The organism is Candidatus Arthromitus sp. SFB-turkey (assembly GCF_001655775.1).
Taxonomy (GTDB): domain Bacteria; phylum Bacillota; class Clostridia; order Clostridiales; family Clostridiaceae; genus Dwaynesavagella; species Dwaynesavagella gallinarum.
Window position 1 is genome coordinate 39,654 of sequence record NZ_LXFF01000024.1, and the last position, 20,585, is coordinate 60,238.

Here is a 20,585-nt window from a genome sequence, read left to right on the forward strand (position 1 = left end):
TTTTTAAATTTAGTTACACTTTTTTGTTTAAACAGATCTTTGAACTTTTCCAGAACGTAAACATCTAGTACAAACTTTTATAGTTTTTGGAGAATTATTCACTATAGCCTTAACCTTTTTTAAATTAGGAAGCCATTTTCTATTAGATTTTCTATGTGAGTGACTGTATTGGCAACCAAAAACTACACCTTTATCACAAACTTCACATTTCTTAGACATTTTATATACACCTCCATCTTTTGACGTTATGATATATAAACAACCTCAATCGTAACACGAAATAATAAAAAAATCAATAACTATATTATTGAATTAATATTATCAATAATATAAAATAAAAAAAAGAGAAAAAGGAGACCGTTTATGTTACAAATTGAGACATCAAGAGGAAATATTTATTATAGTGAGGAATTGATAAAAAATATAGTGGCTATATCTGCAATGGAGTGCAGCGGTGTTGTTGGAATGGCTAATCGTAATGTTAAAGAAGGTATTGGAGAAATTTTAAAAAATAATAACATAAACAACGGAGTTAAGATTAGTTTTGCTGATAAAAAAATAAATATTAATGTGTTTGTAATTGTAAAATATGGAATTAAAGTATCTGTTATTGCGAATGATGTGATTCAAAAAATTAAATACAGTATTGAAAATTATGCAGGAATTGTTGTTGATTCAATAACTGTTAATATACAAGGGATTAGAGTTGAAAGTTAATTTTTATAATTATGTAGTTTGAATTTGTAGAAGGTGAGCATGCTTAATAAAAATATTACAAGTGTAAAAGGGGTAGGGAAGAAATATTCTGAATTATTTTTTCAAAATGGAATTAATACAATTGAAGATTTGATTATGTATTTTCCAAGGGGATATGATTATATTAATTTAAATTCTGGGAAATGTGTTTTTGAGGGAATTGTAAGTGAAGTTTTAAAAGATGTTATTGTAAGAAAAAATTTAATAATAACCACAATAAAAATGAGAAATGAAAATCAAAAATTTGCAAAACTAGTTTATTTTAATAAACCTTATATGAAACATAGTTTTATAGTTGGAAATGAATATAAAGTTTATGGTACTTTTAAGGAAAGTAAAAATTACATAGAGATATTTAATGCTGAGAAAGTTAAAGATTTTACAAGTGATGTTGTACCAAAGTATAAAACTATAAAAGGTATGTCAAATACATATTTAATAAATATTGTTAGAACGGTTTTAGATAGTGTAAATCTTAAAGAGAATTTGCCTAAAGAAATTATTAGTAAGAGAAAATTAATTTCATTAAATGATGCGATAAAAAATATTCATTTACCTAAGAATAAGGAATCTTTGGAAGAATCTATAAAGAGATTTAAATATCAAGAGTTATTATATTTTTTCATAAAAACGAAATTTTTAAGGGATAAACTGAATCGTAAATCGGAAGGAATTAAATTTAAAATTTTCACAGATGAGCTGATAAAATTAAAAGAGTCGTTAGATTTTCAATTAACAAGTGATCAAAATAAAGTTATAAAACAAATTTTATTAGAACAAAAAAGTGATTTTTCAATAAATAGGCTTTTGCAGGGAGATGTTGGTTCAGGAAAAACCATTGTTGCATTTATAACTATATTTAATGTTATTTTAAATGGTTATAAAGTTTGTATGATAGTTCCTACTGAAGTTTTGGCAATGCAACATTATAACGAAGCAATGCATTTGTTTGAAAAATTTAATATAAACATAAGACTTTTAGTTGGAAGCGTAAAAGAAAAGGATAAAAAAATTATAAAGGAAGAACTCAAAGGAGATAGTCCAATTTTTTTGATAGGCACTCATGCAATTTTAGAAGATGATGTTGAAATAAATAAGCTTGGATATATTGTTTTTGATGAACAACATAGATTTGGCGTAAGTCAAAGGTCTAAATTAATACATAAGAGTAAAGAAAAGAATTGTGATGTTTTGGTTATGACAGCAACACCCATACCAAGAACATTATTTTTGTACATATATAATGGCATGGATATATCCACTATAAAAGAGCTTCCATCAAATAGAAAAAAAGTTGAAACTATACATATGAAACAGGAAAACAGAGATGCGATTTATACAATTTTAAAAACTGAAATTAATAAAGGGGGACAATGTTATATTGTTTGCCCTTTGATTGAAGATAGTGAAAAAATGGATTTAGTTTCAGTTGAATCAATCTATAACGAATTAAAATCCTCGGAACTTTCTTCATATAGCATAGGTTTTTTACATGGTAAAATGGATAATAAAACAAAAAATGAGGTTATGAAGAATTTTAAAGATGGAAATTTAGATATTCTTATTTCAACTACGGTTATAGAAGTTGGTATTAGTGTTTCAAATGCTACTGTCATTGTTATTGAAAATGCAGAGAGATTTGGTCTTTCACAAATTCATCAATTAAGAGGACGAGTTGGAAGAGGATCAAAAGAAGGAATGTGTTTGCTTGTAACAAATTCGATGAATAACGTAACAAAGAAAAGAATTTCAACTCTTGTTGAAAGTAATGATGGTTTTTATTTATCCGAACAGGATTTAAAAATAAGAGGTAGTGGAGATGTATTTGGATATAAACAACATGGAGATACAGGGTTTGTATTTGCAAATGTAATGAATGATATAGATGTTTTAAGAAACGTTAAAGAAGATATTGAGTATATGGATAATTTGAATAAAGAAGAAATAAATGAGTTTTATGTTAATGTACAGAAAAAGTTAGATGCAATTGATAAAACTATTTGTTTTAATTAAGGAGATAAAAATGAGAATAATTACGGGAAAAGCTAAAGGAAAAAAACTTATTTCTCCAGATGGTTATGATGTTACAAGACCTACATTAGATAGAGTTAAGCAATCTATTTTTAATATACTTCAAAATAATTTGAATAATGATACTGTTGTGCTTGATTTATTTGCAGGTACGGGTAGTTTAGGTCTTGAGGCTTGCAGTAGGGGAGCTAAGATTACATATTTATGTGATAGAAATGATGTTATATTTTCATATTTAAAAAAGAATATTGAAAATTTAGGTTTTGAAAATAGTGCATTTGCAATAAAAGGTGAGTTTGATGCAAATCTTGGACGATTTAAAGGGAAACAAAAATTTGATTTAATTTTTGTAGATCCACCTTACAACACTGATTATGTTGAGAAAAGTATAAATCTTATTGATGAATTAGAGATTTTAGATAAAAATGGTATTATTGTTACAAAAATCTCAACTTCAGAAAGAAAATTTATTGAATCAAAAAATATAAATTTGGTTGATTATAGAAAATATGGAAATACAACAGTTTGTTTTTATAGATATAAGGAGAATTTAAATGAATAGAGCAATAATACCAGGTAGTTTTGATCCTATAACTTTAGGTCATCTTGATATAATAGAACGTTCTTCAAGAATTTTTGATGAGATAACTGTTTGTGTACTTGTAAATCCAGATAAAAAAACATTATTTTCTATAAAAGAGAGAGAGAAACTTATTATAAAATCAATATCTACTATTGAAAATTGTGGTAAAATAGTTGTTGATAGCCACACTGGTTTATTGATAGACTATATGAATCAAAAAAATATTAACATAATAATAAAGGGTCTTAGAGCTTTTTCAGATTTTGAATATGAAATTCAAATGGCGTTTTTGAATAATAAAATGGCACCAAATATAGAAACGTTTTTTCTTATGACTACAGAGAATTTGTCATATATAAGTTCATCTTCTATAAAACAAATTGTAAAATTTGGTGGCAAAATTTCAGGATTGGTTCCATCTAATATTGAGCAAGATATAATACGTAAAATTTTGGAGTGATTTATTATGGATGTTTTACAGTGGTTAGATTATTTGAATGAAGTTGTTGAAAATGCTACAGAAATTCCTATAACAGGGAAAATTGTTTTACATAAAAAAGATATGTTAGAATTGATAAAGAAAATTTTACATGCTTTACCTGATGAATTGAAAAGATCTAAATGGATAATAAGTGAAAGAGATAGAATAATTGGAGAAGCCAAAAAATTTAGTGAAGAAGCTATTAAAGATGCAAAACTTAGAATAGAGAAAGAAGTAGAGGAACATGATATAGTTATCGAGGCAAGAAATAAAGCGAAAAGTATAATTGATATAGCTAAAGGGGAGGCTAAGGCTATAAGGTGTGGTGCTAATGACTACGTAAAGGAAGTTTTAAAGTCATTAGTTGAAGATATGGAAAATAATAGGAAGAGTTTTGTAGAAACTTTGGAAAAAATTAATTCTAAAAATGTTTATGATATGTCTGAATTATATAAAGATATATCTGAGAGAGTTAAGGCGGATTTAGACAAAATAAAATAATTTCATTTTAATTAATGGAGGTTTGAATTTGTATAAGTTAATATCTATTGATATGGATGGTACTCTTTTAAATAGTCAAGGAAAACTTTCTAATGAAAATATTTCTGCTATAAAAAATGCAATTAATAAAGGGGTAAAAATTGTTTTTACAACTGGAAGAGGAATCAGAGCTATAGTTGAATTTATAAATGAAGTTGGACTCGGCGATAGAGAGGAATATGCTATAACAAATAATGGTGTATCTTTGTACAATACTAAAACTCTAAAATGTTTAAAAGCGAATTTAGTTAGTGGAAATGATTTAAAAACTTTGTGTAATACTGGTATTGAGCTTGGAGCAAAACTTCATATTTATGATTTTAATACTGAAGGATGTATTGTACTAGAAGATAATGAATTTACTCAGTTTGAGAGAAAGCATATAGGTATGCCGGTTTTTATTGAGCCAAATTTTTATAAAAATATTGATGATAGTAAAAAAGCGTTTAAAGTTTTATATTTAGGAAAAGAAGATAAAATAAATGAAATTCAAAAAAATGTACCGAACTTTATATATGAAAAATTTGCTGTTGTTCGTAGTCTTCCTATAGTACTTGAGTTGTTTCATAAAGATTGTAATAAGGGAAATGCTGTTAGAGATTTAGCTAATATGTTTAATATTTCAAGAGAGGAAATTATTTCGATTGGTGACCAGCAAAATGATTTTGAAATGATAAAATTTGCAGGTTTAGGTGTCGCAATGGGGAATGCAATTGATGAAATTAAGAATGTTGCAGATTATATAACAGATACTAATGATAATAATGGAGTAGCAAAAGTTATAAATGAATTTGTGTTATAAATAATTTTAAGTATAGATTAAGCATCTATACTTTTTTGTTGCTGTAAAAAATAATTATAAAATTTTAAAATTGTACTTGCATTATTTTTGAAAATTTGTTATATTATATTTATGATAATGATAATCACTATTAAATAAATTTTAAAAGTCATTTTAATTTATCCATACGAGATTTGTTAGTTTTGAAATATTATGTTAAATTTTTATACCTCCAAAATATAAAGATTTGCAAATTATTAATTTGAAACTAACATGAAAAAACCTCTGCAAATTGTTTTGTAGAGGTTTTTTCATGTAAAAATTATACAACTTATGTAAGTGATAATAAATGAGATTATAGATTGAATTAATTTGTAAAATATATATTTGTTTAATTTGAAAGATTGATTTTTATAAACAAACGAGTAACATTGAAGAATTATACAAATTCCACTAAATGCACAAAGAGCACTTATAATAGAAAGTTTTAATGGAATAGAAATATTTGTTTGACTTAATAAATTTATCCCATTGGTTATTTCAAAAAAGCCAATTACTAAAGATTTTAGTATTGGAAAATTATTAAATAAAATTTGAGAGTAAATGTTATTTATAAGAATTTCTTTTATTAGAGAAAACAGTATGATAAATCCTCCAACAATTGAACAAGTTTTTATAGCATTTTCTAATGAAGCTTTTAATATTTCCCCAAAATTATTTTTTGTGTTTGTACTTTTGGGAAGTTCATTTATTAAAATGTCTTTTTTATATGGAATTAAAAAAGATATTAGTATACATGATAAATAATTTGCAATTAGAAGTATGTATCCTAGGGTTTTGTTATTAAGCATTGATACTCCAACTGTTCCTATTAAAAATAAAGGACTTGCATTCGATGCGATGTTTATCATGCGTTGAAATTCATTGTTTGAAATTAAATTTTTATTATGTAAATCATTTAGATATTTTGTTCCAAGAGGATATCCACAAATAAAACTTACCATTAAAGGGAAAATTGAATTTTTAGAAATTTTTAGAGGTTTAATTAATAACTTTCCAAATAGTTTTCCAAATATGTTTATCCCACCGTAGTTTATTAAAATATTTGTTAAAATCAAAAATGGAAATAATGTTGGAAATACGGATTTTATAAAAAGATTTGTTCCTGATGATACAGATTCAATTGATGATTTTGGAAATATTACTAAGTATGTGATTATGATTGTTATTAAAAATGTAACTAATACGTTTATTTTTGATTTTTCACATATATAGAAAAATATTAGAATTACTATAGAAAAAATAAAAAAAATTAACAATTAAATATACTCCCTTTCTTTTGTTTGTATAATTAATTGTTATGAAAGAAAAAAAATATTATGATATTATAAATTTCAAATGAATTATAATTTTATTATTGGAGGTTTTTCAAAATCTTGAAGAGGAGAAATGCTTTTATTTAAAATTGAATAGGATTTTGTGGCTAGAATGTCTAGTGGAGCAAGTGTAGAATTTTTTTTATTAAATTTTGAAATTAAGTTTAGTTTTGATTTCTTTTTTAACTTGTTTAAAAGTTCCAATCCTTTTTTGTCAAATCCAAGAATTCTTACGTAGTTGTCTAAAGTTTTTATGTAATCTCTATCAAAATTTTCAAATCCAATAAAATATTTTGACAAAATTCTGCTGATTCTTGAATATGTATAACGTTTTGATTTTACATTTAATATTAAATCATTTAAAGAATTTGATTTTAAAATTTCACTGTAGAATTTATTTTCTAAACCTTCATTCACATCTTCTATTTTATGTATGTTTTTGTTTGTCATAAGTTTGTATTTTATATATTTGAACATGAATTCTTTGTTGATGAAATTTTTATTTGAATATTCTTCGTTTAATATTTTATACGTTTCTTCAGGGATATGATTTTTTAAAATTGAAATATCATTTTTAGAGTCTAAGAGAACATTTCTTATAGCGCTTGCAGAAGAAAATTGATTGTGTAAAAATGTATCGTTATAATTTCCACCTATTCTTTGTATTGGAATTATTTTAATTGGACTATTTAAAATTTTTATAGATTTCAAATATTCGATTCCTAAAATATTGTTTGGTGATTTTATGAAATTCGTTAAATTAATATCATTAAATTTCTCAGATATCATTAATTCTTGAGATTTTGGAAATGAAAATCCTAGATCTAAATATTTTTTTAAATCATTTTTATTAACTGAGATTAATGTATCTGCAATAATATTTAATTTATTTTCATCAGGAATTTCACACCCAAAACAAATAAAATCTATAAGTTTAAATTCATGAAGAATTTTTATAGCTCCATATGCAAATCCTTCAGCAGACGAAAGAGAAACTTGAACAGGTATTTCAAAACATAAATTTATTCCATTATTAAGAGCTGTTTCACATCTTTTGAACTTATCAATAATACTTGGTTCCCCACGTTGTATAAAATTTCCACTCATTATTGAAATTATTATTATATTTTCATTTTTAAATATTTTTTTTATTTCATTTATTTGGTGTAAATGTCCAAGATGAAACGGATTATATTCGGAGATTATAGCAATAATTTTCATAATATTTTTACCCCTTAAAAATTCAAATAAAAATTTGTTTTATAACAATAATAAGAGTATAGTACATTTTTAATTATAAATATATAATTTACTTTTGTGTTATATTGGTAACAAATATTGAACACGTTAATTAACTGGTTTATAATTGAAATTAAGTTTATTGTGCTGTAGTTGAAGGGAGTTTATTATGAGATTATTAGATAAAATATGGGAATTGGCTAGGAATAACGTACAAAGGGTAGTTTTACCAGAAGGAAATGAAGAAAGAACAATTAAAGCCACTGAGATTATATTGAAAGAAAAAATAGCAGATGTTTTATTAGTTGGAAACGAAAATGATATAAGAAAACATGCTAAAGATTTAAATGTTAATATAGATGGTGCAACAATAGTTGATCCTAAAACTTCTGAAAAATATGATGAATATGTGAATTTATTTTTTGAGCTTAGAAAGAATAAAGGAATGACCCTTGAAAAAGCTAAAGAGATTATAAAAGATGAAATGTATTTTGGAACTATGATGCTTAAATGTGGTGATGCAGATGGACTTGTGTCAGGTGCAGTACATACTACGGCTGATCTTTTAAGACCAGGTATGCAAATAATTAAAACTTCTCCAGGAACTAAAATTGTTTCAAGTTTTTTCATAATGGATGTTCCTAATAGAGAATACGGAGAAAATGGAATAATGTTTTTTGCAGATTCTGCTGTAAATCCAAATCCAACTTCAGAAGAACTTGCATGTATTGCAATATCAACTGCAGATAATGCTAGAGCATTAGCAGGAATATTGCCTAAAGTTGCTTTGTTATCTTTTTCATCTATGGGAAGTGCAAAACATGAGTTGGTTGATAAAGTTGTTGAGGCTAGTAGGATAGCAAATGAATTGAGACCTGATTTATTAATAGAAGGTGAGCTTCAATTAGATACTGCTATAGTTCCTGAAGTTTGTAAATCAAAAGCTCCGAACAGTAAGTTAGAAGGTAAAGCAAATATTTTGATATTCCCAGATTTGCAATCAGGAAATATAGGTTATAAACTTGTTCAAAGATTGGCTAATGCTGAAGCTATTGGACCTATATGTCAAGGGTTTGCAAAACCTCTTAATGATTTATCAAGAGGTTGTAGTGTAAGTGATATAGTAAATATGGTTGCAGTTACAAGTGTTCAATCACAAAGTAAAAATTAGGGATAAAAATAAAATTTGTTTATAAGGAGATGGTTTTAAAATGAAAATTTTGGTTATAAATTGCGGAAGTTCTTCTTTAAAATATCAATTAATTGATATGAAAACAGAAATTGCTATGGCAAAAGGATTAGTGGAGAGAATAGGGATAAGTGGATCAAACTTAGAACAAAAAATTGAAGGATCAAGTGAAAAGTATAAAGTAGAGAAAGATTTAAAAGATCATAAGGAAGCAATATCATTAGTTTTAGAGACTTTATGTAATGATAAGTTTGGAATTATAAAGAGTTTAGATGAAATTAATGCTATAGGACACAGAGTAGTTCATGGTGGTGAAAAATATTCAAAATCAGTAATCGTAGATGATGAAGTTATTAAAAATATAGAGGAATGTTCAAAACTCGCACCTCTACATAATCCTGCTAACCTTGTTGGAATAAAAGCGTGTCGAGAATTAATGAAAAATACTCCTATGGTTGTTGTATTTGATACTGCATTCCATCAAACTATGCCTGAGAAAGCGTATATGTATGGATTACCATATGAAATGTATGAAAAGCATTCTATAAGAAAATATGGTTTTCACGGAACAAGTCATTTTTATGTAGCCAATGAATGTGCTAAAGCAATGGGAAAAAATATAGAAGAATTAAAAATTATAACATGTCATTTAGGGAACGGCGCAAGTGTGAGTGCTATTAATAAAGGAAAATGTGTTGATACTTCTATGGGGTTCACTCCTCTTCAAGGTTTAATAATGGGTACTAGATGTGGTGATATAGATCCTGCTGTTGTTACTTACTTAGTAGGTGATTTGAAGATGAGTCCTGATGAAGTAAATGATATTATGAATAAAAAATCTGGATTCTTAGGAATTTCTGGAAAAAGTAGCGACTCTAGAGATATAGAAGATTTAGAAGAAAAGGGCGATAAGAGAGCTGTTTTAACATTAGAAATGTATTATTATAGAATTAAATCTTATATAGGTTCTTATATTGCTACAATGAATGGGGTAGATGCTATAGTATTTACTGCAGGTATTGGTGAAAATTCATCAAAAACTAGATTTGGTGTTTGTAAAGATATGGAGAATCTTGGAATAATAGTTGATGAAAATAAAAACAATGTTAGAGGTAAATTAACAGAAATTTCTGCTGATAATTCTAAGGTTAAAGTATATTTGATTCCAACTAATGAAGAGCTTGTAATAGCAAGAGATACATGTGAACTTTTAAAATAATTTTAAATATTGACAATTAATGTTATTAAATTATATAATCTATATGTTAATTTACTTCAAATCAAAAGAAGTGAGGTTAAATGAAATCTTATGCAAATAAATTTGAAAGAATGTAGTAAGAATAAAGTTATTGAATTTTTAAATAAAGAGTCTGTAATAAAAAATGATGAATTTGATATTCTTCATGGAGAAGATTTAAAAATTATTGACGATGTTGCAGTTAATGGCGATATTTTTGTTTTAGATAATTTGTTGAAAGTTAAGTTTAATTTGTCTACAAAGTTTGAGTTTGTTTGTTCAAGATGTTTAGGAAATTTTACTTATGATTTGAATTTAAATTGTAGTGATGAAATTTTATTGGATGATTTAGATGAGGATATTATTTTAGATTCAGATGGAAATTTGGATTTTACGGATTATATAAAAAATTACATAATTGTTAATATTCCTCAGAAGAAATTGTGTAAAGTTGATTGTTTAGGTTTATGTCAATATTGTGGTGTAAATTTAAATAATGGCACATGTAGTTGTCAAGGAAATGAGTTTGAAAATGCGTTTTCGCGGTTGAGAGAAGTTTTTGTTGATTCTAAGGAGGTGTAATAGTGGGAAATCCAGCGCGTAAGTTTTCTAAAGGAAGAAGAGATAGAAGAAGGGCTCAAACTTTTAAGTTGTCAGCACCTAGTATAGTTGAATGTCCACAATGTCATGAGGTTAAGTTATCTCATAGAGCTTGTAGGAAATGTGGTTTTTATAACGGTAAACAAGTTATATCTGTAGAAGATTAAATAAACTACCTAAATTAGTTTTTCTAGTTTAGGTAGTTTATTTTTAGAGGGAGAAAAATGGTAAATATAGTACTTGATTGTATGGGAGGAGAAAATTCTCCTAAAGATTTGGTTAAGGGTGCTGTATTGGCGTTAAATGAAAATGAAAATATAAATGTAATTCTTGTTGGTAAAGATGAAAAAATTGTTTATGAATTGAAAAAATATAAATTTGATAAAAATAGAGTTGATATTATTAATGCAAATGATGTTATAGAAGGTAATGATGAACCAGTTAAAGCGATGCGGATGAAAAAAAATTCAAGTTTAATTGTTGCTCTTAATGAGATAGTAAATAAAAATTATGATGCTATAGTTTCTGCAGGAAATAGTGGCGCTTTTTTGGCAGGATGTTTGTTTTTAGTAGGTAGAATTAAGGGAGTTAATAGAGCAGCTTTAGCACCTATTATTAATAGTGAAAATAATAAATTTATTCTTTTAGATGCTGGTGCAAATGTTGATTGCAAAGTAATTGACTTTGTACAATTTGCTAAAATTGGAAGCGTGTATTATAAAATATTATTTGGTGAACAGAATCCCATAGTAAAACTTTTAAATATTGGAGTAGAAAGTAATAAAGGAAATTTTATTGTAAAAAAAGTTTATGATGAACTTTTAAATGATAAGAGTATAAATTTTAAGGGAAATATTGAAGCTAGGTACATAATGAATGATGATGTTAATGTAGTTGTTTGTGATGGATTTGTTGGGAATATAGTGCTTAAAACAATTGAGGGCACAAGCAAATATATAATATCTAAATTAAAAGATGATATTAATAAATCATTTATCTATAAAATTGGGAAAAAAATATTTTTTAACAGTGTTAAAAATAAATATGATTATCAAAAATATGGTGGTGCTATATTTCTTGGTGTAAAAAAAATTTGTATAAAATCTCATGGTAATTCTAATGAAATAGCTATTAAAAATTCAATAGATATGGCTTATAAATTAAATTCTAGAGATTTTATAGGAGTTTTGGAAAAAAATTTATTTATAAAATAAAAATATTGACTATGAAAGTTTTATATTTTATTATGTTTATGAGGTAACAGGAGGTGATTTTTAATGTTTGAAAAAGTTAAAGCGATTATAGCAGAAAAATTAAATGTTGATCAAGATGAAATAAAATTAGAGTCATCAATTGTTGATGATTTAGGTGCTGATTCTATAGATTTAATAGAATTGATTATGAATCTTGAAGAAGAATATGGTATAAGCATATCAGATGAAGAAGCAGTTAAGCTTAAAACTGTTGGAGATGTTGTTGATTTTATAAATTCTCAAATAGAAAATTAATTAAAGTTTAATATATAGTCGTCTTGTAAACTCACTATGTTTGTGTTTTATAGGCGACTTTTAAGTTTTAGGAGAAACATGTATGAAGGAAGGGTTTATTGATAAATTTCAACATAAAATTGGAATTAAATTTGATAATTTAAAAATTTTGGAATTAGCATTAACTCATAGTTCGTATGCAAATGAACATAATCTAAGTGAATATAATGAGAGATTAGAGTTTTTAGGAGATTCTGTGTTGCAATTATGTATAACAGAATATTTGTATGAAAATTGTAAAGATAATAATGAAGGTGATTTGACTAGAAAAAGAGCTACTATAGTTTGTGAATCATCACTTTATAAAGTTGGTAAACAATGGGATTTAGGAGAATTTATAAAATTAAGTAAAGGTGAAAGTTTAAGTGGAGGGAAAACACGTATTTCCACAATAGCTGACACAGTTGAAGCTGTTATAGCTGCTGTTTATTTAGATAAAGGATATAAATTTGCGTGTAAATTTATATTAAAGTTTTTTAAAGATATTATTAAAAGTAGTGAAGTTATAAATTATTTAGATCATAAAACAAGACTTCAAGAATTTATACAGGCTAAAACAAGTGATAAGATAAAGTATAATCTTATTAAAGAAGAAGGACCTTCTCATAAAAAAATTTTTCATGTTCAAGTTGTTATAGGTGAAAAAGAATATGGTATGGGAATCGGTAATTTTAAAAAGGAAGCTGAACAAAGTGCAGCTGAAAAAACTTTAAAAATGTTAGAATAATGACGACATTGAATTAGGTGTTTAATTAATTAAAAGTCTAGTTGAATGTATACGTTATATAAGTATTTTTGGTACTTTAAAGAGGAGTGTATTTTCGAAATTTTAAGTGCGTAATTTGTAGAAATTAAAATAAAGGAAAAAAAAGGAAATTATAGAAATCATATAAGGGAAAATATTTAATAAAACTTAAGATAATTTTGGGAGGTACACTTATGGAAATTTTAAAAGTATCAGCGCAATCTCAACCTAAAGCAGTTGCAGGAGCTTTAGCAGCAGTATTAAGAGATAAAGCAGTAGCAGAGGTGCAAGCAGTTGGGGCTGGTGCGGTTAACCAAGCTATAAAAGCTATAGTTATAACAAGAGGCTTTGTAGCGCCAAATGGAATTGATTTGGTTGTTATACCAGCATTTTCTGAAATTTCAATTGATGGAGAAGAAAGAACAGCAATTAAATTTATTGTTGAACCTAAATAAATTTATATATAAAAAAGGAGTAAAATATTTTTTACTCCTTTTCGTTTTTGTAATTTATAAACTTTCGTATATGTTTTTCATTAAAAGTGCATCTTTTTCAAGAATTGGACTTTCGCAAATTATACATCCTTTAACATCATAATTTAAAAAAGCTTTTAAACAATCTTTTATATTAAAATCACTTTCTTCAAAAGGAAGGTGATTTTTTTCACCTTTTGCTGTGTATTCAATTCCAGATAAATGTACGTGTATATCTTTTAATGCTTCTTCTCCTAAATTTTCACCGATATAATCAAAAATTTTTGCGAAATCATCGTATTGTTTTAATATTCCAACATATCTTGCGTGAATGTGTGAGAAATCAACACAAAGTTTTACATGTTTATGATTTTTAACAAGTTCACATAATTCTTTTAAATTTCCAAACTGAGTTTCTTTTCCAGTAGTTTCAAGTCTATAAAAATTGTTTTCAAGCACTGGTAGTTTTCCAAGTTCTTCATTTATTGATTCAAATGCTTCTTCTTTTGTTGAGTCTAAATAAAATCCAGGATGAAAAATTATATCAGTTCCACCAACAGATGCAAGAGCATTAATTCCTTTTGTAAGTCTTTCGATTGACTTTTCTTTCTTTTCTTCTTCTTTTGCATTCATATTTACAAAATAAGATCCATGGGCTGTTAAATGAAAATTTAATTTTTCACGAATGTTTTTGACAGCATCACGGTTTTTATCAGTGATATTTACAGAACGTACAAATGGTAATTCCATCGCTTCAAGTCCCAAAGAATTTAAATATTCAATTCCAGTCACATATGTAAATTTTTCTGAACCATTTCCTAATGGTAATCCAGAAATTCCAAAAATTAGCTTATCCATTTTAAAAAGTTTGCTCCTTTAAATAATAATAATTATTATTTATTATATCACGTAAAAGATATAAATTAATGAAAATACAAAAATTTATTTTTCTTGAATAATTTTTTACCCTAATCTATAATTAAAATGGTTTAGAAATGGAATTAAATGTATGATAAATTTTTATAAATTAACTGATTTTGTTAAGCAAATTTTAATTGAAAATGTCAATAATAAAGACGTTTCTGTTGATTTTACATTAGGTAGAGGAAATGATACAGTTTTTCTTAGTGAAAATTTTAATTTTGTATATTCTTTTGATATACAAAAAGAATGTATTGATGATTTTGAACGTAGAAAAATTGAAAATGTAAAATTAATTTTAGATACTCATTCTAATGTAGATAAATATTTAAATTGTTTTGATTGTGGTATGTATAATTTGGGATATTTGCCACGAGGAGATAAAACAATAACAACTTTAAAAGAATCAACTATAATAAGTTTAATTAAAGCTACCAATATGTTGAATGTTGGTGGTTTTATATCTATTGTGCTTTATGTCGGACATGAGCAAGGTAAAGATGAAAGCTTAGAAGTTTTAAATTTTTGTAGTAAACTAGATAATAGAAAATTTAATGTTGCTTATTTAAATTTTATAAATAAAAATTCTCCACCATCTCTTGTATTGATTAACAAAGTGAGGTAGATGATAAATGAAAAATGTAATAGTTGTTGGTTCTGGTCCAGCTGGAATGATGTCTGCTATATCTGCTGCAAAGTGTGGGCATAAAGTTACATTAATTGAAAGAAATAATAAAATAGCTAAAAAATTGTATATTACAGGTAAGGGAAGATGTAATGTAACGAACAAGAAAACTATAGAGAATTTTTTTGAGAATGTACTTACAAATAAGGAGTTTTTATATAGTGCGTTATATACTTTTACAAATGAAGATACTATAAAGTTCATAGAAGATGGTGGAACTCAACTAAAAGTTGAGCAAGGTGATAGGGTTTTTCCTATATCAGATAAATCTGTAGATATAATTAAAAGTTTTGAAAAGCATTTACATAAAAATAAGGTTAAAATTAAATTGGATTCAAAAGTTTCAAAAATTAATGTTGAAAATAGTTTGATAAAATCTCTAGTGTTATCAAATGGAGAAGAAGTTTCAGGAGATAATTTTATTTTTGCAACTGGAGGAGCATCTTACCCGTTAACAGGATCTGATGGAAAATTATTTGATGAATTTAAAAAAATGGGACATAGCATAGTAAAGTTAAAGCCATCATTAGTTCCCATTGAATTGGTTGAAAAATGGCCAATAAATTTACAAGGTTTAACTATAAAAAATGCTTTGTTAACTTTATATAAAAACAATAAAAAGGAAATTTCATTTCAAGGAGATTTTATATTTACACATTTTGGAATTTCTGGTCCAATAGTTTTGAAAATGAGCAGGTATATATTTGAGAACAATATTATTCTATAAAAATAGATTTAAAACCTGCGTTAGATGAAAAAGCTTTTGATTTGAGAATTCAAAAAGATTTTATGAAATACAAAAATAAAGATTTTATGAAATACAAAAATAAAGATTTTAAGAATTCTTTAGATGATTTATTGCCACAAAAATTTATACCAGTTATGATTGAACTTACAGGTATTAATGCTGAGAAAAAAGTAAATTTCATAACACGTGAAGAAAGGAAAAAACTTGTTGAGTGTTTTAAGAATCTAATGGTTAATGTTAAAAATTTGAGACCTATTAGTGAAGCGATAGTTACTAGTGGTGGAGTAAGTGTTGATGAAATAGATCCAAGTACTATGAAGTCAAGAATTATAAAAAATCTTTCCTTTGCTGGAGAGGTTATGGATGTTGATGCTTTTACTGGTGGCTATAATGTACAAATAGCAATATCTACTGGTTTTTTGGCTGGTAGTAATATTTAGGAGAGGGATGATGAGTTTATGAAAATATCTATAGCAATTGATGGTCCTGCTAGTTCTGGTAAAAGTTCTATTGCTAATTGTATATCTGAAAGATTTAATTTTGAATATATAAATACCGGATTACTTTATAGATTAGTTACTTACGTGTCATTAAATGAGAATATAGATTTTGATAAAGATGAAGATCTTTTAATAGAGAAATTGAAAAAATCAAAAATAGAAATACATAGTGATTATGTTATTTTTAATGGTAAAATTTTAAATTTAGAGTTGAGAAGTCAAGAAATTGATTCCAATGTTTCATTTGCTGCAAAAAAGATTAAAGTAAGAAGTTTAGTCAATGAAATATTAAGAAATATTGTTTTCAAAAAAAGTGTAATAATGGATGGGCGTGACATTGGAACAGAAGTTTTAAAAGATGCGGATTTAAAATTTTTTATAACAGCAGATAATGAAGTAAGGGCTAAAAGAAGATACGATGAATTAGTAAGAAATGGTTTAGATGTAGAATATGATAAAATATTAAATGAAATTGAAAAAAGAGATAATATAGATTATAATAGAAGTGAAAGTCCTTTAAAAAAAGCAAATGATGCAAAGATTATCGATACTTCTAATATGAGTTTTAGTGAATCAGTGGATGAAGTTTCAAAAGTTATAGTTGAATATATGATTCCTAAAATGAAACTTAAAAGAGTTAGAGTTGCAGAAAATAATGGATTTTGTCACGGAGTTTTAAGAGCCGTTAATGAATTAGATAAAGTTGTTGAAAGTGAAAAATGTAAAAATGTTAGCACTTTAGGAGAAATAATTCACAACAAAGAGGTTATAAGATATTTTTCTAAAAAAAATGTAAATATAGTTCAGAAAGATGATTTAGATAAATTAAAATTTGATAAAGATATTTTGGTAGTAAGAGCACATGGAATTCCCAGAGATATTGAAAATGTTTTAATAGATAAAAATGTAGAGTATGTGGATGCTACTTGTGGTAAAGTTAAGTTAATACATAAAAAAGTTAAAGATTATTATGAAAAAGGTTATGACATTGTAATAGTTGGAAATAAGAATCATCCAGAAATAATGGGTGCAAATAGTTATTGTGATTATAATGCTAAATTTTTCTTTGGGGACAAGTTGGAAGGAGAAATTTCATCGGATAAAGTTTGTGTTTTATCTCAAACAACCGAAAAATATGAAAATTTTGAAAAAGCAATAGATTTAGTGAGTCAAAAATGTAAAGATGTTGTTTCTTTAAATACTATTTGTGATGCTACATATCTTAGACAACGTGACGCGGCAGAATTGGCAAAGAATGTGGATTATATGATTATTGTTGGAGATAAATTAAGTTCCAACTCTAATAAGTTGTATGAAGTTTCTAAAAAATATTGTGAAAAGTCTATAATAATTGAAAGGGCTTCAGATTTAGATAAAGAAATTTTGAAAGATATAAGTATAAATGGCTATGATGTAGGAATAACATCTGGTGCATCGACGCCAGATTGGATTATGAAGGAGGTAATTTTAATGATAGAAAATAGAACTGAAAATGATATGAAAATAGGGAAATTGTTGTCAGGAAAAATTGTATCTGTTAATGATAAAGAAATTGTTTTAAATGTGCATGAGAATGTAGAAGCTGTTTTACCGATTACAGAAATTAGTAATGATGAAAAAAATAATTTTAATGAAACATTTAATGTTGGAAGTGAAATAGAAGGTAAAATTATTTCTTTGAGTAATTCAGAAGGAAAAATTGTATTATCAAGACTGGAAATTTTTAGAGAAAAGTCTTTGAGCTTGTTAGAGGAAAAATTTAACAATAATGAAAGAGTTGTTGTTTTAATTAAAGAAGATGTAAAAGGTGGAGTTATAGCTGAGTTTAAAGGAATTAAATTATTTATACCAGCATCTCATCTTGACTTTGTACATATTGAAAATTTAAATGAGTTTGTTGGAAGAGAATTAGAAATTAAAATTTTAGAAATGAAAGAGGAAAAAAATCAATTTAAGATTATTGGATCAAGAAGAGCTGTTCTTGAAGAGGAAAAAAAGATTAAAGAAGCTCAAGTTTGGAATAGTTTGATTTTAGGTGATGTAATAGAAGGTGAAGTTAAGAGAATAAATACATTTGGAGCGTTTATTGATGTAAATGGTGTTGATGGTTTATTACATATATCTGAAATATCATGGGGAAGAATTGATAAAGTAAGTGATGTTATAAATATAGGGGACAAGATTAAAGCTAAAATAATCGGAATTGATGTAGAAAATCAAAAATTATCTTTAAGTATGAAAGTTTTACAACATGATCCTTGGTCTGATGTTGAAGAAAAATATCCAGTTGGAGCTGTTGTTCTTGGAAAAGTTGTGCGTTTTGCAGAATTTGGTGCTTTTATAGAGTTAGAACCAAGTGTTGATGCTTTAGTACACATATCTCAAATAAGTCATAAGAGAGTTAATGACATTAGAGATTTCCTAGAAATAGGACAAGAAGTAAAAGCAAAGATTGTTGAAATAAATAAAGACAATAAGAGAATTGAATTAAGTATAAAAGTAATAGAGTAGAAATTTAAAATTTGAAAGCTTAAGGGCATTTTTGTTCTTAAGCTTTTTGTTTATAAAAAAATGTAAAGGAGAAAAATTGTGGCAAAAAAATTTTATGTTGTGAAGAAGGGATATAATTGTGGTATTTATGAAAGTTGGGATGAATGTAAAAAACAAGTAGAAGGTTACTCAGGAGCTGTATATAAAAGTTTTAAAAATATTGATGACGCAAAAAAATTTTTTCAATCTGATAATAATGTTAAAGAGAATTCAGAATTTGATATAGTTGCATATGTTGATGGAAGTTATAATATTGAAACAAAAGAATTTTCGTATGGAATGGTAATTTTATTGGGAAAGTATGAGAAACTTTTTTCTGAAAAATTTGATGATAAGGAATTATCAGAAATGAGAAATGTTGCTGGAGAGATTATGGGTGCGATGAAAGCAATGGAATATTGTTTAGAGTTTGGATTTAAAAGTATTCTGATTCATTTTGATTATGAGGGAATTGAAAAGTGGTGTAACGGAGATTGGAAAGCAAATAAAGTAGGAACTCAAAATTATAAAAAGTTTTATGATTCCATTAAAGATAAAATAAATATAACTTTTAAAAAAGTAAAAGCTCATTCAGGAAATAAGTATAACGATCTTGCAGATAAATTAGCAAAACAAGCATTAAATATATAAAAATTTTTGCAATATAACAATTTATGTAGTATAATTCATTTAATTTTTATGTGGAGGTTTAATATGGCAAAAATTATAAAAAATGCTTATACGTTTGATGATGTTTTGTTAGTTCCAAATAAATCTGAAATTTTACCGAATCAAGTTAGTTTAAAGACAAATCTTACTCAAAGCATAGTTCTTAATATACCTTTAATTAGTGCTAGTATGGATACAGTAACAGAAAGTAAAATGGCTATTGCCATAGCCAAAGAAGGCGGATTAGGAATTATACATAAAAATATGTCTATTGAAAGACAATGTGAAGAAGTAAGAATTGTAAAAGAAACAAATGTAGAAAATGATTTGAATTATTCTTTAGATAAAGATGGAAGCCTTTTGTGTGGAGCGTCTATTGGTGTTACAGATGATATGATGGATAGAGTTGATGCTTTAGTTAATGAAAAAATTGATGTTATAGTTTTAGATACGGCACATGGGCATTCAAAAGGTGTGCTTGTTGGAGTTGAAAAAATAAAACAAAGGTATCCCAATATTCAAATTATAGCAGGAAATGTTGCAACCTCAGAGGCTGTTAAAGATTTAATAGATGTTGGAGCAGATTGTGTTAAAGTTGGAATTGGTCCAGGGTCTATTTGTACAACAAGAATAGTTGCAGGGGTTGGAGTTCCACAACTCACAGCAATTATGGATTGTGCAGAAAAAGCAAGAAAATATAAAATTCCAATTATTGCTGATGGAGGAATTAAATATTCAGGTGATATTGTTAAAGCTTTAGCTGGTGGAGCATCTGTTATTATGATAGGATCAATTTTTGCTGGGTGCGATGAAGCGCCAGGAGATAAAGTAGTTTTTGGTGAAAAAACTTATAAAATTTATAGAGGTATGGGTTCCCTTGGAGCTATGAATAGTGGATCTAGTGATAGATATTTTCAAAGTGGAAGTAAGAAATTTGTTCCAGAAGGTATTGAAG

At 26.4% G+C, this 20,585-nt stretch carries 22 protein-coding genes and 1 pseudogene; 19 read left to right on the forward strand and 4 right to left on the reverse strand.

Features of this window, described 5'->3' with window-relative positions; all coding sequences use genetic code 11:
* Nucleotides 1–27 precede the first annotated feature (27 nt).
* Entirely contained in the window at nt 28–219 is a 192-nt protein-coding gene (gene rpmB, locus A6P36_RS05025) for a 50S ribosomal protein L28 (RefSeq protein WP_066761590.1), read from the reverse strand.
* A 144-nt stretch (nt 220–363) separates the two neighbouring features.
* Here rpmB and A6P36_RS05030 point away from each other — a divergent pair, with 144 nt between their 5' ends.
* The 6 genes from A6P36_RS05030 to A6P36_RS05055 are packed head-to-tail and all read left to right on the forward strand — an operon-like array spanning nt 364 to nt 5,193.
* Nucleotides 364–717: an Asp23/Gls24 family envelope stress response protein gene (locus A6P36_RS05030; RefSeq protein ID WP_066761592.1), complete on the forward strand. Its 354-nt coding sequence runs from the start codon at nt 364–366 to the stop codon at nt 715–717.
* Nucleotides 718–756: 39 nt separating this feature from the next.
* A complete protein-coding gene (gene recG, locus A6P36_RS05035) occupies nt 757–2,769 on the forward strand; it encodes an ATP-dependent DNA helicase RecG (protein WP_066761596.1) in 2,013 nt (670 codons plus the stop codon).
* Between the two features lie 10 nt (nt 2,770–2,779).
* On the forward strand, nt 2,780–3,349 hold the full coding sequence (gene rsmD / locus A6P36_RS05040) for a 16S rRNA (guanine(966)-N(2))-methyltransferase RsmD (RefSeq protein ID WP_066761631.1): 570 nt from the start codon (nt 2,780–2,782) through the stop codon (nt 3,347–3,349).
* The gene (coaD, locus tag A6P36_RS05045; protein WP_066761598.1) at nt 3,342–3,830 is read left to right on the forward strand and encodes a pantetheine-phosphate adenylyltransferase; all 489 of its coding nucleotides are present in this window, start codon (nt 3,342–3,344) and stop codon (nt 3,828–3,830) included. The genes rsmD and coaD overlap by 8 nt, the downstream gene beginning before the upstream one ends.
* A 6-nt stretch (nt 3,831–3,836) precedes the next feature.
* Entirely contained in the window at nt 3,837–4,352 is a 516-nt protein-coding gene (locus tag A6P36_RS05050) for an ATPase (protein WP_066761600.1), read from the forward strand.
* A 28-nt stretch (nt 4,353–4,380) separates the two neighbouring features.
* Nucleotides 4,381–5,193 (forward strand): Cof-type HAD-IIB family hydrolase, encoded by an 813-nt coding sequence (locus A6P36_RS05055; RefSeq protein WP_066761602.1) that lies wholly within the window; start codon nt 4,381–4,383, stop codon nt 5,191–5,193.
* Between the two features lie 290 nt (nt 5,194–5,483).
* On the opposite strand, the gene ylbJ is transcribed toward A6P36_RS05055, so the two are convergent.
* Together ylbJ and A6P36_RS05065 are read right to left on the reverse strand one after the other, a co-directional pair.
* Nucleotides 5,484–6,491 (reverse strand): sporulation integral membrane protein YlbJ, encoded by a 1,008-nt coding sequence (gene ylbJ, locus A6P36_RS05060; RefSeq protein WP_066761603.1) that lies wholly within the window; start codon nt 6,489–6,491, stop codon nt 5,484–5,486.
* A gap of 84 nt (nt 6,492–6,575) precedes the next feature.
* Nucleotides 6,576–7,769 (reverse strand): nucleotidyltransferase, encoded by a 1,194-nt coding sequence (locus tag A6P36_RS05065; RefSeq protein WP_066761605.1) that lies wholly within the window; start codon nt 7,767–7,769, stop codon nt 6,576–6,578.
* Nucleotides 7,770–7,956: 187 nt separating this feature from the next.
* Between A6P36_RS05065 and pta the strand changes: the two genes are divergently transcribed.
* The 8 genes from pta to A6P36_RS05105 all read left to right on the forward strand — a co-directional run bounded on the left by pta (nt 7,957) and on the right by A6P36_RS05105 (nt 13,560).
* A complete protein-coding gene (pta, locus tag A6P36_RS05070; protein WP_066761606.1) occupies nt 7,957–8,958 on the forward strand; it encodes a phosphate acetyltransferase in 1,002 nt (333 codons plus the stop codon).
* Nucleotides 8,959–8,998: 40 nt separating this feature from the next.
* The gene (locus A6P36_RS05075) at nt 8,999–10,195 is read left to right on the forward strand and encodes an acetate/propionate family kinase (RefSeq protein ID WP_066761608.1); all 1,197 of its coding nucleotides are present in this window, start codon (nt 8,999–9,001) and stop codon (nt 10,193–10,195) included.
* A gap of 90 nt (nt 10,196–10,285) precedes the next feature.
* Nucleotides 10,286–10,795 (forward strand): YceD family protein, encoded by a 510-nt coding sequence (locus tag A6P36_RS05080; RefSeq protein WP_066761610.1) that lies wholly within the window; start codon nt 10,286–10,288, stop codon nt 10,793–10,795.
* Nucleotides 10,796–10,797: 2 nt separating this feature from the next.
* Nucleotides 10,798–10,980, forward strand: coding sequence for a 50S ribosomal protein L32 (rpmF, locus tag A6P36_RS05085; protein WP_066761612.1), 183 nt, complete (start codon nt 10,798–10,800; stop codon nt 10,978–10,980).
* Nucleotides 10,981–11,037: 57 nt separating this feature from the next.
* Nucleotides 11,038–12,027, forward strand: a complete 990-nt coding sequence (gene plsX / locus A6P36_RS05090; protein WP_066761615.1) for a phosphate acyltransferase PlsX — start codon at nt 11,038–11,040, stop codon at nt 12,025–12,027.
* Between the two features lie 63 nt (nt 12,028–12,090).
* Nucleotides 12,091–12,321, forward strand: coding sequence for an acyl carrier protein (gene acpP, locus A6P36_RS05095; RefSeq protein WP_066761616.1), 231 nt, complete (start codon nt 12,091–12,093; stop codon nt 12,319–12,321).
* An 82-nt stretch (nt 12,322–12,403) separates the two neighbouring features.
* On the forward strand, nt 12,404–13,087 hold the full coding sequence (rnc, locus tag A6P36_RS05100) for a ribonuclease III (RefSeq protein ID WP_066761617.1): 684 nt from the start codon (nt 12,404–12,406) through the stop codon (nt 13,085–13,087).
* Between the two features lie 212 nt (nt 13,088–13,299).
* Nucleotides 13,300–13,560 (forward strand): stage V sporulation protein S, encoded by a 261-nt coding sequence (locus tag A6P36_RS05105; protein WP_005806504.1) that lies wholly within the window; start codon nt 13,300–13,302, stop codon nt 13,558–13,560.
* 54 nt (nt 13,561–13,614) lie between these two features.
* Here the strand turns inward: A6P36_RS05105 and A6P36_RS05110 are convergent, their stop codons facing one another.
* Nucleotides 13,615–14,436, reverse strand: coding sequence for a TIM barrel protein (locus A6P36_RS05110; RefSeq protein ID WP_066761618.1), 822 nt, complete (start codon nt 14,434–14,436; stop codon nt 13,615–13,617).
* A 151-nt stretch (nt 14,437–14,587) separates the two neighbouring features.
* On the opposite strand from A6P36_RS05110, the gene A6P36_RS05115 reads away from it, so the two are divergent.
* From A6P36_RS05115 to guaB, 5 genes and pseudogenes are all read left to right on the forward strand, one after another.
* Nucleotides 14,588–15,124 (forward strand): tRNA (mnm(5)s(2)U34)-methyltransferase, encoded by a 537-nt coding sequence (locus A6P36_RS05115; RefSeq protein ID WP_066761619.1) that lies wholly within the window; start codon nt 14,588–14,590, stop codon nt 15,122–15,124.
* 7 nt (nt 15,125–15,131) lie between these two features.
* Nucleotides 15,132–16,372 (forward strand): annotated as a pseudogene (locus tag A6P36_RS05120) (NAD(P)/FAD-dependent oxidoreductase).
* Between the two features lie 18 nt (nt 16,373–16,390).
* Nucleotides 16,391–18,943, forward strand: a complete 2,553-nt coding sequence (locus tag A6P36_RS05125; protein WP_066761620.1) for a bifunctional 4-hydroxy-3-methylbut-2-enyl diphosphate reductase/30S ribosomal protein S1 — start codon at nt 16,391–16,393, stop codon at nt 18,941–18,943.
* 78 nt (nt 18,944–19,021) lie between these two features.
* Nucleotides 19,022–19,612, forward strand: coding sequence for a ribonuclease H1 domain-containing protein (locus A6P36_RS05130; protein ID WP_066761621.1), 591 nt, complete (start codon nt 19,022–19,024; stop codon nt 19,610–19,612).
* 63 nt (nt 19,613–19,675) lie between these two features.
* Nucleotides 19,676–20,585: IMP dehydrogenase (guaB, locus tag A6P36_RS05135; RefSeq protein WP_066761623.1), on the forward strand; the 910-nt coding region annotated here is incomplete at its 3' end.

Bases quoted from the DNA above. Each gene is read 5' to 3' on its own strand.
- A6P36_RS05075 (WP_066761608.1), top strand. From the start codon at position 8,999: ATGAAAATTTTGGTTATAAATTGCGGAAGTTCTTCTTTAAAATATCAA.
- A6P36_RS05110 (WP_066761618.1), bottom strand. From the start codon at position 14,436: ATGGATAAGCTAATTTTTGGAATTTCTGGATTACCATTAGGAAATGGT.
- recG (WP_066761596.1), top strand. From the start codon at position 757: ATGCTTAATAAAAATATTACAAGTGTAAAAGGGGTAGGGAAGAAATAT.
- plsX (WP_066761615.1), top strand. From the start codon at position 11,038: ATGGTAAATATAGTACTTGATTGTATGGGAGGAGAAAATTCTCCTAAA.
- rnc (WP_066761617.1), top strand. From the start codon at position 12,404: ATGAAGGAAGGGTTTATTGATAAATTTCAACATAAAATTGGAATTAAA.
- coaD (WP_066761598.1), top strand. From the start codon at position 3,342: ATGAATAGAGCAATAATACCAGGTAGTTTTGATCCTATAACTTTAGGT.
- A6P36_RS05125 (WP_066761620.1), top strand. From the start codon at position 16,391: ATGAAAATATCTATAGCAATTGATGGTCCTGCTAGTTCTGGTAAAAGT.
- A6P36_RS05105 (WP_005806504.1), top strand. From the start codon at position 13,300: ATGGAAATTTTAAAAGTATCAGCGCAATCTCAACCTAAAGCAGTTGCA.
- A6P36_RS05065 (WP_066761605.1), bottom strand. From the start codon at position 7,769: ATGAAAATTATTGCTATAATCTCCGAATATAATCCGTTTCATCTTGGA.
- A6P36_RS05115 (WP_066761619.1), top strand. From the start codon at position 14,588: ATGATAAATTTTTATAAATTAACTGATTTTGTTAAGCAAATTTTAATT.
- rsmD (WP_066761631.1), top strand. From the start codon at position 2,780: ATGAGAATAATTACGGGAAAAGCTAAAGGAAAAAAACTTATTTCTCCA.
- A6P36_RS05030 (WP_066761592.1), top strand. From the start codon at position 364: ATGTTACAAATTGAGACATCAAGAGGAAATATTTATTATAGTGAGGAA.
- acpP (WP_066761616.1), top strand. From the start codon at position 12,091: ATGTTTGAAAAAGTTAAAGCGATTATAGCAGAAAAATTAAATGTTGAT.
- pta (WP_066761606.1), top strand. From the start codon at position 7,957: ATGAGATTATTAGATAAAATATGGGAATTGGCTAGGAATAACGTACAA.
- A6P36_RS05080 (WP_066761610.1), top strand. From the start codon at position 10,286: ATGCAAATAAATTTGAAAGAATGTAGTAAGAATAAAGTTATTGAATTT.
- A6P36_RS05050 (WP_066761600.1), top strand. From the start codon at position 3,837: ATGGATGTTTTACAGTGGTTAGATTATTTGAATGAAGTTGTTGAAAAT.
- rpmB (WP_066761590.1), bottom strand. From the start codon at position 219: ATGTCTAAGAAATGTGAAGTTTGTGATAAAGGTGTAGTTTTTGGTTGC.